The sequence below is a fragment of the Sphingobacteriaceae bacterium genome, from assembly GCA_002319075.1.
In the GTDB taxonomy this organism is placed as follows: domain Bacteria; phylum Bacteroidota; class Bacteroidia; order B-17B0; family Aurantibacillaceae; genus Aurantibacillus.
Genome location: NVQB01000001.1, coordinates 2,079,152 through 2,096,622, shown reverse-complemented (window position 1 = coordinate 2,096,622; position 17,471 = coordinate 2,079,152). Strand labels below are relative to the sequence as shown.

At 39.0% G+C, this 17,471-nt stretch carries 10 protein-coding genes; 2 read left to right on the top strand and 8 right to left on the bottom strand.

Annotation, left to right across the window (positions count from 1 at the left end; all coding sequences use genetic code 11):
- The first annotated feature begins 19 nt into the window (after window positions 1-19).
- Window positions 20-1,174, top strand: a complete 1,155-nt coding sequence (locus tag CNR22_09170; GenBank protein ID PBQ31933.1) for a hypothetical protein — start codon at window positions 20-22, stop codon at window positions 1,172-1,174.
- Between the two features lies 1 nt (window position 1,175).
- Here CNR22_09170 and CNR22_09165 read toward each other — a convergent pair whose 3' ends face one another.
- Together CNR22_09165 and CNR22_09160 are read right to left on the bottom strand one after the other, a co-directional pair.
- Entirely contained in the window at window positions 1,176-2,561 is a 1,386-nt protein-coding gene (locus tag CNR22_09165; GenBank protein ID PBQ31932.1) for a hypothetical protein, read from the bottom strand.
- A 1-nt stretch (window position 2,562) separates the two neighbouring features.
- On the bottom strand, window positions 2,563-7,071 hold the full coding sequence (locus CNR22_09160; GenBank protein PBQ31931.1) for a hypothetical protein: 4,509 nt from the start codon (window positions 7,069-7,071) through the stop codon (window positions 2,563-2,565).
- A 200-nt stretch (window positions 7,072-7,271) separates the two neighbouring features.
- Here CNR22_09160 and CNR22_09155 point away from each other — a divergent pair, with 200 nt between their 5' ends.
- Window positions 7,272-9,503 carry a phosphoribosylformylglycinamidine synthase II gene (locus CNR22_09155; protein ID PBQ31930.1) on the top strand — a complete coding sequence of 744 codons (2,232 nt, stop codon included), beginning with the start codon at window positions 7,272-7,274 and terminating at the stop codon, window positions 9,501-9,503.
- Between the two features lie 150 nt (window positions 9,504-9,653).
- Here the strand turns inward: CNR22_09155 and CNR22_09150 are convergent, their stop codons facing one another.
- The 6 genes from CNR22_09150 to CNR22_09125 form a co-directional block, all read right to left on the bottom strand.
- Window positions 9,654-10,235 carry a hypothetical protein gene (locus CNR22_09150; protein PBQ31929.1) on the bottom strand — a complete coding sequence of 194 codons (582 nt, stop codon included), beginning with the start codon at window positions 10,233-10,235 and terminating at the stop codon, window positions 9,654-9,656.
- Between the two features lie 201 nt (window positions 10,236-10,436).
- Entirely contained in the window at window positions 10,437-12,218 is a 1,782-nt protein-coding gene (locus CNR22_09145) for a hypothetical protein (protein PBQ31928.1), read from the bottom strand.
- 284 nt (window positions 12,219-12,502) lie between these two features.
- Window positions 12,503-13,492 carry a tRNA dihydrouridine synthase DusB gene (locus CNR22_09140; protein PBQ31927.1) on the bottom strand — a complete coding sequence of 330 codons (990 nt, stop codon included), beginning with the start codon at window positions 13,490-13,492 and terminating at the stop codon, window positions 12,503-12,505.
- Between the two features lie 51 nt (window positions 13,493-13,543).
- On the bottom strand, window positions 13,544-14,161 hold the full coding sequence (locus CNR22_09135; protein PBQ31926.1) for a hypothetical protein: 618 nt from the start codon (window positions 14,159-14,161) through the stop codon (window positions 13,544-13,546).
- A gap of 138 nt (window positions 14,162-14,299) precedes the next feature.
- Window positions 14,300-15,367, bottom strand: coding sequence for a glyoxalase (locus CNR22_09130; GenBank protein PBQ31925.1), 1,068 nt, complete (start codon window positions 15,365-15,367; stop codon window positions 14,300-14,302).
- Window positions 15,368-15,449: 82 nt separating this feature from the next.
- On the bottom strand, window positions 15,450-17,441 hold the full coding sequence (locus tag CNR22_09125; GenBank protein PBQ31924.1) for a hypothetical protein: 1,992 nt from the start codon (window positions 17,439-17,441) through the stop codon (window positions 15,450-15,452).
- Window positions 17,442-17,471: the final 30 nt, after the last annotated feature.

The following is a 17,471-nucleotide window of genomic DNA, read 5'->3' as shown; positions in this document are numbered from 1 at the left end:
ATTAATAATTCGTAATACAATGAAAAGTATAATTCTTTGCGTACTACTTATTTTTTTATCCTTAAGAATATTTTGCCAGACAACTTTTAGTTGCACTGCTTCAGGCACACTTTGTCCATGCAGTAGCGGAGCCACAGGAGAATATTATTCAGGGTATTTCAATGATGTGCATACTTATTTTACCGCAACAACCGTAGGTTTAACACGCAATGAATCCACGATTGGCTACTCTACTGACAACTGGGGATCGATCGCGCCTCCTGCATCTGGAAGTAACGCAAGCCCTGAAACATACAGTACGCGTTTCAGTGGTAGAATTTTTGTAGCAGCCGGGAGTTACACTTTCTATTTAACAAGCGATGATGCCTGTTACCTTTTCCTTGGAGGAAATGCATTGATTGCTAATCCAACTTCAGGAAATAGTTTTATCAATAACGGAGGATTGCACTCTCCCACAACAGTTTCAGCGGTTGCTATTTTTACAGCCAATTGCTTACAGGATTTCAAAATTCATTATGGTGAAAATACAGGTAACAATCGCTGTGTGCTTGAATACCAATCTGCAGGACTTAGTATAACCCGGCAGGTAGTGCCAAATGGAGCCATGTGTGCATGTATGTCATCATCACCGTTGCCGATACAACTCTTAAAATTTTATGCCCTGTTAAGAGATGGAAGCGTGAATTTAAACTGGAGTACAGCCTCTGAGATGAATAATGATTATTTCACTTTATTTAAATCAAAAGATGGTTTGAGCTGGTATGAGCTAGCACAAATTTCAGGGTCAGGAACTAGCAATAGATTGGTTAATTATAGTGTGGATGATCCGGAAAGTAGTACGGGATTAAATTATTATTATCTAAGACAGACCGACAAAGACGGAACAAGTACAAACTATGATATAATTACTTTTGATGTAAGCAATCGCAATAATATCGTAAAGATTTACCCTAATCCTTTTCAAAATAAGCTGACTGTTCTTTCATCTGAACCGCTATCTGTGCCGGCCGACATACGTATTTATGATGCTTTTGGTAGTTTAATTAACCTGCCTGTTTTTAAAACAGATAAGTACGCACTCGAAATTATTACTGATGACCTTGTTGCGGGCACTTATTTTATAAAAATTAAAACTTCTTCAGGTTTTATTGCAAAGCGATTGCTAAAAAATTAAACTATTTTGGAAGTAAAATACGACCGTTGATCATTTGTTCGGTTGTATTCTTCACTGTATTGATAAGGAGAAATTGTGTTTTATCTTCTAAGAAAGTAGTGTAAATAAAATCTGTTTTGGCCTTATATTTCCACTCTTTTAATTCTGTAAATTCTTTTTTAATCATTGCTAACTTCGTCTCATTGTCTTTAGATACAATGATGATCTTAGTTACCGGGGTAGCTTTTAATTTTTGAATAGAAAGTTCCGTAACCTGATCTTCATATTGTGATAGTGAAGCATAAGGAAATTGTTTTGAGAAGACAGAGAAATCGGTGGCACTGTCGGTTATAATGTAACGGTAGCACATTATATTACTCATCTCATTTAACCAGTCAGAATAATTTTCATCGTAAAATTTAAGATAGATATTTACAAAACCTTCGTCAATTGGTTTTTTCTGCGTGATGTAATCCACGACCATCGGATAGATCTTTTTTGCCATTAGATCTACGTATTTACGGTTATACCAGTCACCTTCATCTTTTTTTCCGCTCAGACTTTCGTAAACGTAACCGTTTCCAAGTGCTGTAGCGAGAACTTCATTGAGCAGATGATAGCCGTAGACACTGCATTTGGAAGAATTAGCGGCAAACCACTTGGCAATGTTATTTTTAACCCAAACAGATTGTTCGTTGTAAAGAATATGGTAAATCTCATGCATAACAACTCCTAAAAGAATTTTATAATCTTTAGTGTCTGGTGTTATTGCACAAATAGCATTATTACAAAATGCTTCCGCACTAAATCCTACTTCATCTGGAAAAGGATAAAAAGCAATTTCAAACGCAAAGGATTCGTCCCAGTTAGATTTATAAAATGTTAATCCTTTATCAAAATACGTGCTGAGGTTTTTTGTTTTTATAAGCTCAGTTATCTCTGTTAATTGTTTTTCGAATTTTGTTTTATTGGGTTGATAAACCAATTCTCTGTACACAATCTGAAACTCATATAAGATGGCGCTGAGTTGCAAGAGCGTTGAATTAGGAAGAATTCCTATTGCACGTTTTTTAAAATCTTTAAGATTAGCGCTGCTGATAAGATTTTTCTTAATCAGTGCTTCTGTCATGCCCGGATTTTTAGAACCATAGGGAAATCCTTCGAAATGGTAGGAGTAATTAATGCGAAGTGTATCAAACTGGGCTAACAAAGTTTTATATTTTTCCCGGTTATAAATAGATGTGCTGAATTGTTTTTTGAATACATTGTCAGGATGCTTTGATGACAACTGATCAACGTACGAAAAAATAGCCAGTGGCTCTGAAAACTTTATATCAAACTTTGGTGCTTGCGAAAAACAACACAAAGAACTAAACAAGAAAAAGATGCTTAAAGCGTATATCCTCATTTTATTCGTCGTCTTTTTTCTCCTCAGTCTCGTCGCCACCTAAGGCGCCGCTACGTTTTAAATTATCAAGAAATTTTTGCCTCTTAGCAGGATTATTGGAGTCGAAAGAATAGGAAGGACCTTTCTCGACGTTCATTTTTTTGTTCTTGCTTTTTAATTCTGTTAATGAGGTATTAAAATCTTTATTACTGCTCACTGCAAGCATTTTTCCGCGGGTAAAGTTAAAATAGTACCAGGTGTTAGCATCCGCTTCGAGATAGATATCCAATATGTCTCCGCCACTTTTTTTAGTGATCTGAATGATGGATTGTCCGCCGAAATATCTGAAAATTTCTGTTTTTAGAATATTGCTAACGCCTATGGGTCCGGTAGAGATGTAAGATTTTAATTTTTCGTTATAAGTTAGCTTTACATCGTTCAACACAATTGCTTTTTCTAACTCATCAGGGAATTTTTTAAAGCTTGCGTACAAGTTTAATTCAGATAGAGCCCGGTCGCCACGCTCTTTTCCAAGAAGTTCAATCATACCGTGGTTAAAGAGATCCCCTTCAAAAGGAGTTGGATTTAACGAACCTGCTGAGAGTTCAAAATCTTTACCCATTTTTCTAAGAATACTTTCTTCAAAAAAGAAATCGAAAACCATCATGAGATTAAAATTAATGCTGTCGTTAACGGCATTGTAAACCGCGTTACCCACATTCTTTAATTTTATTTGTCCCAGGTCGGTACTAATGTTGTAGCTTCCTTCTGAATTAATCAGACAATTAGAGGTATTTAGACTCACGTAATTTCCAGGCAAACTCATCTCTTCTAATTTTTCTTTGTTTGAGATTTCGTATTGCTGATTTTCTCTGTCAAAAGTTAACACCCCCTCGGCTTCAATTACATCACGAGAACTTCTTGAACCTTGCAAGGATAAAAATGAGGCAAAAACCTTATTGGAATCAGGATTAAAAAATAAGCCTGTACCAACCGGTGCACCTCGCATATCCAAAGAGCTTTTTGGAATCGGAATTAAAATTTCTTTTGGATTTATTTCGCCGGTAAATTTCAAATAGGATTTTCCGATTTTGTTACAGTTGTGTACAATTTTAGTTCCCCCATCAAAAGTTAAGAACTGTTGTGTAGCTTGTAAATAAACCTTTCCTGCGAAACTGAAATAATCATTGAATTTGAAATTTTCTTTTTCAGGAATTTCCCCTTCTGAAATAGTTTGTCCTGAGGTATCCGGTTTAATAGTTTTAAATAAAATTAAGTAGGGTTTATCGTTCTCATCGAGGTATTGGTATTCACCGGATGCCAGGTAACTTCGTCGCCCATAGATATTGGCAGTTGTGTTGCGAATCATGTGAAACTTGGTAACTGTATTAGCCAGGATAGAAGATTGACGGAGGGTATCCATCACCGCGTTTTTAAAGACGGTAACATCACCTTCTTTTGGAAAAACCCTGGCGTCGGCCACATTGATGAAAGGAACATTTACACAACGAATAATGTACTTGCGTAAATTGTATTTCGCGCCGGGCGCAAAGAAACGCAGTGAATCCTGTTTCGGATGAATACTGATAAACTCGGGACCTTCGAGATCGAGGCCGGCTTCAGAAGTATCCTGTACAGCTTTTTTCTGAGTGTCACCCAATTCAATATCTTCCGCATCCATGTACCATTTAAAACGATCCATAAAAGCGATGTACTGGTTTTTATCAAACTTCACATACGAACCTTCTCCATTGGTAACAAACTCGCCAATGCGCTGGTCGAAATCAATCTTAGCATTAACGTTAACGGTACTAAATGTGAACCCTTCCTCCTCAAAGGCTTTCAGGCGAAAGTTGGCGGTATCGCTAAAAATGCGCCGCTTAACAAATAAAATTTTGGTAGAAACCAGGTTCGCTTTTTCAAAATCTACTTTTCCATTTCCTACCAAATCTTTAAAGGTAAGATCATAGCGTCCACGAAACTGAACCTTCTCTCTATAGGCCAGAAAGGGAGTTCTGATATCAAAAGACTGTAACAGATCTTCAAAAGGCATAAAATGTAAGCGCACTGTATCGCCATGCACAACAGGAAACTCCGGACTATCCTGCTCGGCGATGTCGTAGCTATTGGCTATACCGTTAGCACTATCCGGAAAGAATATCAGGTCGGGGACCTTCGATAAACTTGAGCTGAATTTCAGATCTCCGCCACCCCTTAAACCTTTGTTACTTAAACGAATTTCCTGGTCGAAGTTTGCTTTACCTTTGTAGATTGGAAAACCACCAGGGGGAGTTTGCCTTATAAATCCGAGTGAATAATCTTTTTGTAAAGCAAGAGTTTCTTTAAAATCCGGGAAAATTCCTGCGGAGGCGAATGTTCCATCGAAGCGCATACCCTCGTTACGGAAGTTATCGAGACTATCGATATTAAATGGGTCTAACTTAAAATAAAATCTATCGCGGTCGTAAACACCTTTAAAAATCTGGCGTTTATCATAAAAAGCATAACTCTCTTTAAAGCTCTGGAAGCTTGGAAAGGTAGGGGCTTTTCCAAAGCCACTTTTATTTTTTGGGGCGTCGATACGCAATTCTCCGTTTACATTTTCAATTAATGTTTGTACCTTTTTGTAGGGTATGTTTCCATTAACGTCAGGTTCAAAAGCTTCCACGTAAATTTTTATGGAATCAATCGTCTTCATACTGATCTTAAAAAGATCATAATCAAAAACAAAGTCTTTACCTACAAATTCAAATTTACCAGAAGCTACGGTGCCGCTGAAATCGATGCGTCTGTTCTTTTTCAAAAGCACTTCTCCTTGTTTCGGGAAGATAAATACTTTTTGCGTGTCACTTAATAATACCTGCCTTACACCGTGAACCGTTAGATCGAAATTAAGAAGATTCATGGTGGCATTATCTTTTCCCGGATTTACGGAGTGAAGGGTTAAGATGTCGTAATCGTGTTTGTGTTTTGCGTTTTCGGCATAGTCGAATAAACGTTGTCGTACTTTAATTTCATCAGTCTCCGGATTAAAATAAATTAAACCAAAAACGGCCATTTTAAAAATGATTGGACGAAGGTCATTAGCAAGGAAACGTATATACTTTGCAAAATCGACAACCGTAAAAGTCTGAGGTTTATTATTTTCATTGTAATATTCGATCATCCTGGTAATAGGGCTGATCTTTTCTCCCATACGAATCGCTTCTGCTTTATCACGGTTGTAAAAATCAGAAGACTCGAAATAAGCTTCGCCTTGTAAATTGTTTGGAAGAAAATTAAACGAAAGAAAAGGTTCATCAATATTCCATACAATTTCCTCGAAATACATGTCGTACTTGTGGAAGGTATTTTGAATAGGCGTTTTTTGAAGGCCGTCATCGCCACGTAAAATAGTCACAAGCCTTTTTTCAACGAGGTAGGTAAAACTTAAGGAAGGATGGTAGATGGTGTCTTTTTCGAGAAAGAATTTTATTTGCGCAGGATTTCCCACAATTTTTTCTTTTCCCATACCGAAGGCACGCGCACTGATTTCTAAAAAGCGGACACCGTTGTTTTTAAAAACCAGACGGGCCATATTTGAACCAACACCCGTTCCCACGAATTTTGCGCCCTTCATGCCAAAACCACCTTCATAATCTATATCCGGATAAATATCTTTTACTACGAGTCTTTTGCTGTAAGAATCAAAGCGGGGATAGGTGAGTTCGCCATTTTCAGTGATTACCCGGTCGTTTATTTTTCCAAGCTGTGGCTGGTTAAAGAACTGTTTACCCTGGAACACAGCGCTGTCACTGGTATAATTTCCTACTTTACAATCAATGGTGTAGCGTTTTAATGTCGCGTATACTTCAGCATCGAGGCCTGTTTTTACCCAACTTACCTTCCCACCTTTGCCGACGAATTTTCCGCTTATCGGGTAGTAGGTACCACTCGTTTCTTCAATAGCAAGGCTGTCGCCGCGTGGATTTGCGCCTATGAGTGTAATGTCGTTAAATATAACCAGCGGAATGGTGTCGTATACAAATTTGTAGTTAGGTTCAATACTGTAATAACGGTACGAAGGAGTCTTATAAAAGGTATTATTCTTAAAAATATTTTCACTCATGTCTAAAAAATCCTGAGCACCTCTGTTCGATTTACTTTTCAAAAGCTTGTCGACACAGGCTTGCCAGTTCTGAAAATTCTCTATGCTTTGTTTTGCAACTATGGCATTTACCACGGTGTTAAGATATCCGATAAAATAAGGAAAAGGCTTCATGCGCTTAGTGAGCATGGTATTAGAGGTTTCCATGATTATTTCTTTGTAATAACCAGCTACCACATTTTCCTTCCACAACTTTTCAAACTCACGAATGTAGTCAGCAGCCTGAACTTTATTTGCAGAGTTATCCTGGAAATACTGATTAAGGTCTCTGGTAAATTTTGTGGTGTCGGTAGAAAACTGTGTAAGCTTTGTTTGTGCTTGCCCTGCCAGGCATACAACAACAAATAAATTTATACAAAGAGATCTTAATACAGGAAGGTACATAGGCGCTAAACTAAACGACCAAATATAAAAAATGAATAGAAGTTTATAGGTTTTTAGACTGTTTTAATTTGCTAAAACGCGTCAATATTCGACGAAAGAGGCGATACGGCTTCTTTTTCTCAAAATTTTGCGAAAATGTTCATTAAAAAACACTTTACCGGGGGGTTAAAAATAATATCTTTGTGCCTTTAAAATCACCTATGTCAACACTTAAATATTCTGAACAATTAGCTGACCTTGAAGCGGCAAAAAACCTGGGACTTTTACCTGAGGAATTTGAAAAAATTAAAGAAATTCTTGGAAGAACCCCAAATTTTACGGAGGTTTCTATTTTTTCGGTAATGTGGAGCGAACACTGCTCTTACAAAAATTCAATTACCTGGTTAAAAACTCTGCCTAAGAAAGGTCCGCACATGCTTGCAGAAGCAGGTGAAGAGAATGCCGGATTGGTTGACATTGGCGACGGTTTAGCTTGTTGTTTTAAAATTGAATCGCACAATCACCCAAGTGCTTTAGAACCTTATCAAGGTGCAGCAACAGGTGTTGGTGGAATTAACCGTGATATTTTTACCATGGGTGCTCGTCCCATTGCGCAATTAAACTCTTTGCGTTTTGGTGATATCAATTCACCGAAAACACAATGGCTGATAAAGGGAGTTGTAAAAGGAATTGGTGATTATGGGAATGCCTTTGGAATTCCGACTGTAGGCGGAGAAGTATTTTTCGACGAATGTTATAACGTGAATCCTTTGGTAAATGCCATGAGCGTGGGGATTGTAAAAACAGGTGAAACAGTAAGCGCAACATCTTATGGCGTTGGAAATCCAGTATTCATTGTTGGATCTTCAACCGGAAAAGACGGAATTGCCGGAGCCGCTTTTGCCAGTAAAGATTTGACTGAAGACTCGGCGAAAGACCTTCCATCAGTACAAGTGGGAGATCCGTTCCAGGAAAAATTATTGTTGGAAGCAACTTTAGAAGTGATTAAAACCGGTGCTGTTATTGGCATGCAGGATATGGGAGCAGCAGGAATTACCTGTTCAACTTCTGAAATGAGTGCTAAAGGTGAGCACGGCATGAACATATGGTTACACAAAGTTCCTACGCGCCAGGCAGGAATGCATCCATTTGAAATTCTTTTGTCTGAATCTCAGGAACGTATGTTGGTAGTTGTAGAAAAAGGAAAAGAAGAGCTGGTAAAAAAGGTTTTCGATAAATGGGATCTTAACTGTGAGCAAATAGGAGAAGTAACTGCAGGTGATCGTTTAAAATATTACATGCACGACGAGTTAGTAGCTGATGTGCCTGCGGGAGTATTAGTATTAGGAGGTGGCGCTCCAATTTACAAGCGCGAGTATAAAGAACCGGCTTATTTTGCGGAGTCTAAAAAATTCGATATCGCTTCGGTTGCGGAACCAAAGGATCTGAAACCGGCGATGGAACATTTGGCAAAACATCCAAATCTTGCCAGCAAGCGTTGGGTTTATAACCAATACGACAGTATGGTTGGAACTATTAATATGAGTACGAATGCACCAAGTGATGCTGCTATTGTAAATATTAAAGGAAGTAAAAAAGCTTTGGCAATGACAGTGGATTGTAACGCACGTTATGTGAATGCAGATCCTGAAACAGGTTGTGCTATTGCTGTGAGTGAAGCGGCCCGTAACATTGTTTGCAGCGGAGGTATTCCAAGCGCGGTGACAAATTGTTTGAATTTTGGAAATCCTTACAATCCGGAAGTATACTGGCAGTTTGTTGGTTCTATTAAAGGAATGAGCAAAGCTTGTTTAAAATTTGAAACACCTGTAACAGGCGGTAACGTAAGTTTTTATAATCAATCAAGCTACGAGGGACCAGTGTTTCCAACTCCTGCCATTGGTATGATTGGAATTGTAGAAGACAAAGCTCACAAAACCACTTTAGATTTTAAAAACGAAGGCGATACTATTTATTTAATCGGTGAAAGTAAAAACGATATTTCTTCCTCAGAATATTTATACAGTTTTCATAAGGTAAAAAATACCCCGGCTCCTTATTTTGACCTGGAGACAGAATACAAAGTACAGCAAACAGTTACTGCACTTATTCGTTCAAAAGCCATTAATTCTGCACACGATTTAAGTGATGGTGGTTTATTTATGACGCTTTTAGAAAGCAGCATGGTGAACAATTTAGGATTTGAAATTTCATCTGATTCATCTGTAAGAAAGGATGCGTTTTTATTCGGAGAAGCTCAAAGCCGTGTGGTGGTAAGTGCTTCAGCGGGATCTAATGCAGCTGTGGAAGCAGAATTAAAAAAACAAGGTGTCGCGTTTACAAAATTAGGATCTGTAAAAGGAAATGCGATTGTTATTGACGGAACGAATTATGGTACTGTAAGTGATTTTAAGAAGTCGTTTGATACGAGTATTGAGGGATATCTGAATTAAAATTTCGCAGATTACAGCCTGAAGAAGTTAGCCACTGATTATAACGATATCGCTGATCTGATATAATTAAAAACCAGTGAAATCCGTGTCATTTGTGACAAAAAAAAGGGCTCCGAAAGGGGCCCTTTTTCAGTTTACCGTGAATCAAAATTATGACTTGCGGTTTTTTAAATTCTCATGAGCAGCATTAACCATATCTAAATGGTGTTGCACTTCAGGAATGGAGGCAGTAGCCCAATTTTTAATTTCAGCATCGTCGCATTTATCAGATACTTTTTGAAGCATTTTTAAAGTTTTTTCATGCTTATCTTTTAGATCAGAAATATATTCTTTATCGTAATCAACCCCTGTTTTTTCAGTTAATTTTTCGATGCATTTTCTTTGGTCATCCGTAAGATCGGTTGGAAGTGTTACATTTTTTTGACCGGCAAGGCTGGCTACATCTGTATTCATTTTTGTATGTGCTTCTACCATCATAGCAGCAATTTTTTTCACTTCAGGATCAGAGGCGTTCATAGCAGCGTTTTCAGAAGCTTTTACTTCGTACATATTTCCTGAATAAGCTTCTACCAAATGGTCTGCAGCTTTTTCGCCTTTGTTATCAAATTTTTCTTCGTTTGACTCTTCAGCCATTTCTTTAGTGTCTGTTGAATTTGAAGAGCAAGAGCTCATTAATGTTACAGCTAAACATAAAGCTGTTGAGTAAGTAGTAATTTTTTTTAAAGTTATCATTGGTTTTATTTTTAGTTTCTTAATACTAGATAAAATTGTGCCAGTTGTTTTTGAGAAGTTTAGGGAGTAAAGACGCGTTTAATTCCTGATCAAAACTATTCCGGGTAATAAATTCATCAAAAGCAAACCCCGGGTTCCTTCTGTAGTGGAAGGTTCCGGGGTTTGTAGATAGAAAATAATTTATAAGAGATAGTGTTTTAATTATTTTCCAAAGTGTTTTTTATTTCTTTTTGAGCTATGATCGCTGCCGCCAAACTCATTGTTGCCGCGTTCGTAATCGTTAAAGTGATCGTAGTCTGATCCGCTTGAGCGGGTGTTATCATAATCCTGGTTATATCCGGAAGATGTGTTGTAAGTAGCATTACGACGACCAGATGGTTGCTCATTCTCAAAATAGTTTGAGCTATCGTATCCACGTCCTGTACCTTGGTTATTACGGGTATGTCCGGCTCCTGAGTTGTAACCCGCATTACGGTTGTCGTTGTAATTTCCCTGATTTTTTTGGCTACTGCCTTCGCTGTCCTGGTATGAGCTGTTGTTACCGCGTCCATAATCCTGATCGTATGAACTTTGATCTGAATTACGACGTCCCTGTCTGTAATCGCTACCGCCATTGCGTTGCGAGCTACCATACCATCCGCCATTTTCTTCGTTGCGGTTATCAGAATAGTTATTTCTTTGACCGTGATTTTGATTCCAATCCTGATTACCACCACGGTTCATAGAGCCACCACGGTTTGAGTTTTGGAAATCTGAATTTTGGTTCTGCCAGCCCCCATTAGCGTATCCTGAATTTTGGCTGTTATAATCCGCCATACCATATTGATTGTTCCTTTGATTTGACCCATAAGAAGAACCACGATTTGAACCATAAGTGCCCTGGTTGGAGCCGTAAGATGAACCGGGGTTTCTTTGGTTACCCGTGTATTGATTATCGTAGCTTGTATTTGTGTCGTTGAAGTTTCTTCCGTAGTCCTGGCTATTACCCCAGTTTTGGCTGGAACCTTGATTTGAGCCATAGTTTTGGTTGCCGTAATTTGAGCCGGAATATTGGTTATGATTTTGTGAACCGCGCTCTTGATTTGAACCGTAATTTTGTGACCCCTGTCCTTGATTGTACCCGTAGTTTTGTGAACCGTAACCCTGATTTGAACCTTGGTTGTGTGAACCATAATTTTGGTTACCATAGTTAGAACCTGAATTACGTTGACCACTATTTTGATTACCTGAAGTAGATCCGCTATTGTAATTTTGGTCACCGTAGTTATATCCACCACCGTAATTTTGATCGCCTGAACCATAGTTGCTGTTAGAGCCTTGATTTTGTTGACCATAGCTTTGATCGCCGGTAGAGTACGGGTTATTAGTAGTGTTATAGCCTTGTTGACCGAAGTTCTGATTAGAAGGTTCTTGTTTTGTACCACTTTGAGCCCAACCATATTGTCCTGAATCGCCTTGATCGCGACGGCCAGAGTTCATGTTTTGGTTTGATTGCTGGTTGTACTGACCTGAATTTTTAGAATTCCAGTTAGTATCTCTTTGACCGTATGCTTCAGCTTCGTTGTTATTTTCATCGGAATAATTATTTCCGTAATTTTTTCCGGAAGTGCGGGTTGTGTCTCCGTAAGTTGTTTTGTCGTTAGACGCCGACGATTTAGAATCTTTATCTGAATTATCAGAACCAGACTTATCAGAAGTTCTGGAGGTACTTACATCATCACTTTTACCGTATTTTCCCGAGGTTGTTTGATCTGTTGCTTTAGACGTTGAAGTTTGATCTTTTGCAGAAGGGTCGTTAGTTTTATCCGTTGCGGAGGTCATGCTGCCAGTAGTTCCTGTGCTTGAATCTTTTTTCGTGCCGTAATTATCCGATCCTGTAGTTGTTGAATCTGTTGCAGAGGTTGAATTATAGGTCGACTCTGCTGTTGTTGAATTCTCGTCGTTTTCACTTTTAGAATCCTTTTTGTTTTTGAAGCTTGACATAGTGAATGAGTTTTTAATTAGTTAATAATTAATGGAAGTAATAGGCCTTAGTTTCTGATAACTCTGTGCCTGACCATTTGCGCTATTGCAAATGCATTAAGAGCTTAACTATAAATACGTTAGAGAGTACACGAGAAAATCACGTGTAGAAAGGGATGTCCAAAAAAAAGCCTGGAGAAATTACTCCACATGTGGAAACGCAGTAGAATCAGGGTTTACCCGGCTTTTGCGTTAAGTAGTTACCTTTTGAAAATGCAGGTGAACTTCAGCTAGTTTTTTCAACCTTAAGCGATCAGCTCAGGCATTTCAAGCACGCGGTCGAGTACATCCACAATCTCTTGTGTGCTGCTTAGTGTAACAAGTTTTGTGCGGGTTTCTTTAAAATTAGGAATGCCTCTGAAGTAATTGGCGTAATGATTACGCATTTCAAGAAGGCCCAGTTTTTCGCCTTTCCATTCAACCGATTTAAGAACGTGCGTTTTGGCAACCTCTACGCGGTTTTGCAGTGTAGGTTTGGGAAGATGTTCTCCCGTTGCAAAAAAATGTTTGATCTCGTTAAAGATCCAGGGATATCCAATTGCAGCGCGGCCAATCATGATGCCGTCAATGCCGTAAGTGTTTTTGTAGTGTAAGGCTTTTTCAGGAGAGTCAATGTCCCCATTTCCGAAAATGGGAATTTTAATGCGGGGATTGTTTTTTACTTCAGCAATGTATTTCCAGTTAGCTTCCCCCTTATACATTTGAGCGCGTGTACGCCCATGAATAGAGAGTGCCTGAATGCCAATATCCTGCAGCCGTTCGGCCACTTCCATAATATTGATCATGGAGTCATCCCATCCCAATCGCGTTTTAACGGTTACAGGAAGTGTTGTGCTTTTAATAACGGCTTTGGTAAGACGCACCATTAAGTCTACATCCTTTAAAACCCCTGCTCCGGCGCCTTTGCAGACCACCTTCTTTACAGGACAACCAAAATTAATATCTAAAATATCGGGCTGTGTAGCATCTACAATCTTTGCAGACATCGCCATTGCCTCTTCATCGCCACCAAAAATCTGAATGCCTATAGGACGCTCGTAGTCAAAAATGTCAAGTTTTTTGCGGCTTTTAATAGCATCACGAATCAAACCTTCGCTGCTAATAAATTCGGTGTACATTAAATCTGCACCATATTGTTTACATACGTAGCGGAAAGGCGGATCGCTCACATCTTCCATAGGTGCAAGCAATAAAGGAAATTCCGGAAGTTCGATATTTGGACCAATCTTAATCAAGGCCGTAAAGATAGGCAAAAAAGCGCGATTGTAGTGAGAATAAGCCTAAATCTAACGGTTAGGCTGGTAATACACCTCGCTTAACAAAGGTTCCATTCCTGGTTTCAGAATGTTGATTCGGCCGAGTGTCACGTTAATATTTACTGTTTGATCGCCGTATTTTAAATCTTTATACACCTTAAAATCGGAAGGAACAAAAGGGATGGAAAAATTTACTTTGTAGTTTTCAAATCCATAATTTGTGCTGCTGGAAGTGGTATTCATTAAACTGTTTTGTGAGGCAAAGATGGTCATGTCAACCGTTTGATCTTTCCATTGGTTGTTATAGAAAAGGCGACCATTAAGTTTGTATGTTTTTCTGGATTCTGTAGTTAATACCGGAAAATTTTCTTTGGGAAAAATTGCTCTGAAGTAGAGTGAAGTATCCCTTTTTTCTTTGCTCAGCCAGTTGTTTATGCTATCGCGCACGTCTGGACGGAAAGAACCGAAGTCTAATTTCAGGAAAAATTCGCCTTTCGATTCGTCATAATACAATAAAGAAAAATTCTTTACCGTTAAACACGAATCAATCTCGTTACAAGATTGAACAGATGTATTAGAAGAAAGCAAATATTGGGCTTTCGCATTTACAGCAGAAATCAGAAGGAATATATAAAAAAGCTTTTTCATACCCAAGATATGGCAAAAGCTATGCCACCGGGCAAGAATCAAGAAAAAATAGGTTAAGGGAGAAGAGATACAAAAGTTAAAATTTGCAATTCCGAAACACCTTGCACGAATTACGAGAACAGTTAAGAGCCTGTAATTTTAAGCTACGACCTTTTTCCTGTTAAACTTAAGAGCCTTCAGCATCCAGCGTGGCAGTGGTTTTTCAGGGGCACGTTTGCGAAGATCTAAATACCAGCCCAGCTTTTTCATGATTGGAATTTTTTTGGTTTCTACAAATTCTATGAGTGCGCCATCGGGATCTTCGATATAGGTAAAATGTCCTGCAGCTTCGCCCATTTCAAAGCCTGCGCCACCATCAACAGTGAACGGATGTCCGAGACTTTCGCATTTCTTTTTTAATGCCGCCATATTTTTGATGTCGAAACATAAATGAATAAAACCAAGATCTCCCCAGAAACGGTTCTCGAAAATTTTGCGCGGACTGTAGTTTGTTGCTTCAACCAATTCGATGTAGCTGTTGCCAAACAAGGGTGCAAAAGGACCCTGACGTTCTTTGCTGTGAGTTAAAATGGCACGCCTGGTTTTTGTTGTTCCTCCTGGTAAAACAGAGAGGTCTGAAAAAGTATCTTCCCCTTTATACTGAACGGTATCGTACCCTAAAATTTTTTTATAAAAATTTATAGATTTCTCCAGGTTGCTTACGCCTATCATTACACCAACGGGCCCGCCAGTATGCTTAAGTCCGCGGGAAAACCAAACGTTGTCTTCAATTACTTCAAATAAATTTCCATAAAGATCTTCTAAGAAAAAATGTTTTTTCTTTAAGGGGTTTTCTGTGATGCCACCCAATAGTTTTACATTTTTTGATTTTAAAAAATCGTAAGTCGCTTCAACATCATCGGTTTTCATTTTAGCACAGAAAATGCCAAGATCGCCTAATTGTGGTTTAAAGATTGGTGGTTGGGGAGTACGGCTGGTGTATTGCCAGATTTCGAATCCGCCGCCGCCTTTTATGTTGATGGCTAAAATAGCATGGCGTTTATGAGGAACGCCGCCAGTGTATGGCAACATAAGATTGGCCTCTGCTGCTTCTTCAAAAATGGGAATATCCATTCCAAAATTGGAGTTGTACCAGTTAAACCCATTGTGAACGTTTGGTACGCCAATGCCTACCTGTTGAATGCCTGAAATGATGTAATTATCCATAATATGAGGGCAAATATATCATAAAAATAGTTTGTGTAAAAAAGTCACAGATTAAAGAAAGACCTGTTCAGTTAAAAGCTGGCTACTTAATAATCAACTTACGCGAATACTCTTTTGTAGGAGACGATGCCACTATTACGTATGTACCCGAAGCAAGCTGCGGAAGTTTTGCGGGTGTAAAAAACGAATCGTCGCCTCTTGTAACCGATAGTTGGGAAACAATCATTTTTCCGGACAAGTCTAAAATTCTTACTGTAATTTCTTTAACAGAAGTGTTGGGAAATTTAATCTTAAAGTTGCCATGGGTAGGATTCGGAAAAATAATCAGATCTCCTTCATCGCCTTTAAAATCTACCATTACCAGTTCCGAATTACTCTCTTTAGTGTCGTAATCAGTTTGTTTTAAACGGTAGTAAGAAATGCCGGGATAAGGATCTTGATCTGTAAAATTATAATTTTTTAATACAGAACTGGTTCCTGCTCCTTCGATTTTTGCAAAGGCTTGGAAAGAGTTTCCGTCTATAGATTTTTCTAAAGTAAAAAACGCGTTGTTTTTTTCAGAAAGGGTAGCCCAACTCAGATCAACCTCGGAGGAGCGCGGTATTGCTGTAAATTCGGCCAAACTTATTGGCAGGGGGCTATTGTGAAAGTCACGGGTGCCAAGAGTTATATACCCATCTACGAGGGCTGATAAACCATTAAAAATAATTCTGTCACCGCTGATAGAACTTGCCGTGGTTACTTCAAGCCAGTTGCCAGTTTGCCCGGAACGGTATAACAGGACGTAATTAGAAAGTGAACCCAGGGTGAAGGTGGGCATACCGCCATCACTCATATCGAATTCTACATCTAATGTAATATTGGTGGAAGCATTAGTAACATCTACATACCAAACTCGTTGCCAACGTGCTCTATTTGAGCCGGTCATTCCTCCAACATCAGAGGTAATGGTGGTATTGGTTGTTATTGCATGACCTGTAAACACATAGTCTCCATTGTCGAGGCCGGCCGTGGCTACCATCCCTAATCCACCGGAAATAGAAGCAGAAAAAGAAGAGCTGCTCCCGGATGATTCCTGACCAAGTCCGGCAACTTCCCGATCGTAATTCCCATTCCCTGAATTGTCGCCGGCATATTTATCATTGGCGTTTAAAGTGATATCGTATTTGGCGGACAGATAATTGTTTACAATGATGCGTTGCGCATTGCCAAGAGCTTCGCGGTAAATAATTACTTCGGCAATGTAACCGCCAAAAGGCCTGCCATCACCGGCATCTGTGCTGCCAATCAACATGGGAGAGGTGTTATCCGGAACAAGAGTGCTGGTTTCTGAAGCGTTTTTATCAAAAGTTTCTTCTACATACAAAGCACAACGAGAGCCTGAAGTAAGCGTACCATTATAAACAAGCGAAGAAAGATAGGTATTGTTTGCAGTAAACGTAGTGGCCGAAGACCAGCGGTCATCTGTAGTCTGAATATCGAAATGGAGTTTGTTGCTTGTATAATAGAAGATCATAAAAGACTGATCAATGGAAACACCTGTTCTTTTACACACAATTGATCTGGCATTCCCATCGAGAGTTAGTGGACGGGTAACAGTAAAAAAAGTGTAACCGCTGGTATTATCCAATATAGAATTGTCGGCACCCAGCATCTTATCGTTCTGGTTTGCGGTAGTGGAGTTATCAAATAAAATGGCCGGAAAACCATTTATAACATTGGTAGCAAAAGAAGGTTGTTGAGCAGTAACGGTTTGGGTCATATGAATGCCATTTCCAGACTGATCGTTCCAGGAAGAAATTGCGGTCGTATTGGATGCTGAAGAAGTTCCTGCATCTGCTTTTAGCCAAAAGACATTTGTTGAAGAAGTATTAACGCCAGCGGGTCCGGTTTGGGAGAAAGCCGAAAAAAAAGCCAGAACCAGAAAACAAATAAAAGATGCTTTTTTAGTCAACATAACCCCGTAAAGATAGGAATCCTGTGGCTTTTCGAAAAACCTTTTACCTCGAATTAACACAATTACCCAATTATCAGTGTGTTTGCCAAAAAAAGGCCCCAAAATCTGGAAAACCATTTGTGAAAGTGAAATCCGGAGGCAGTATTC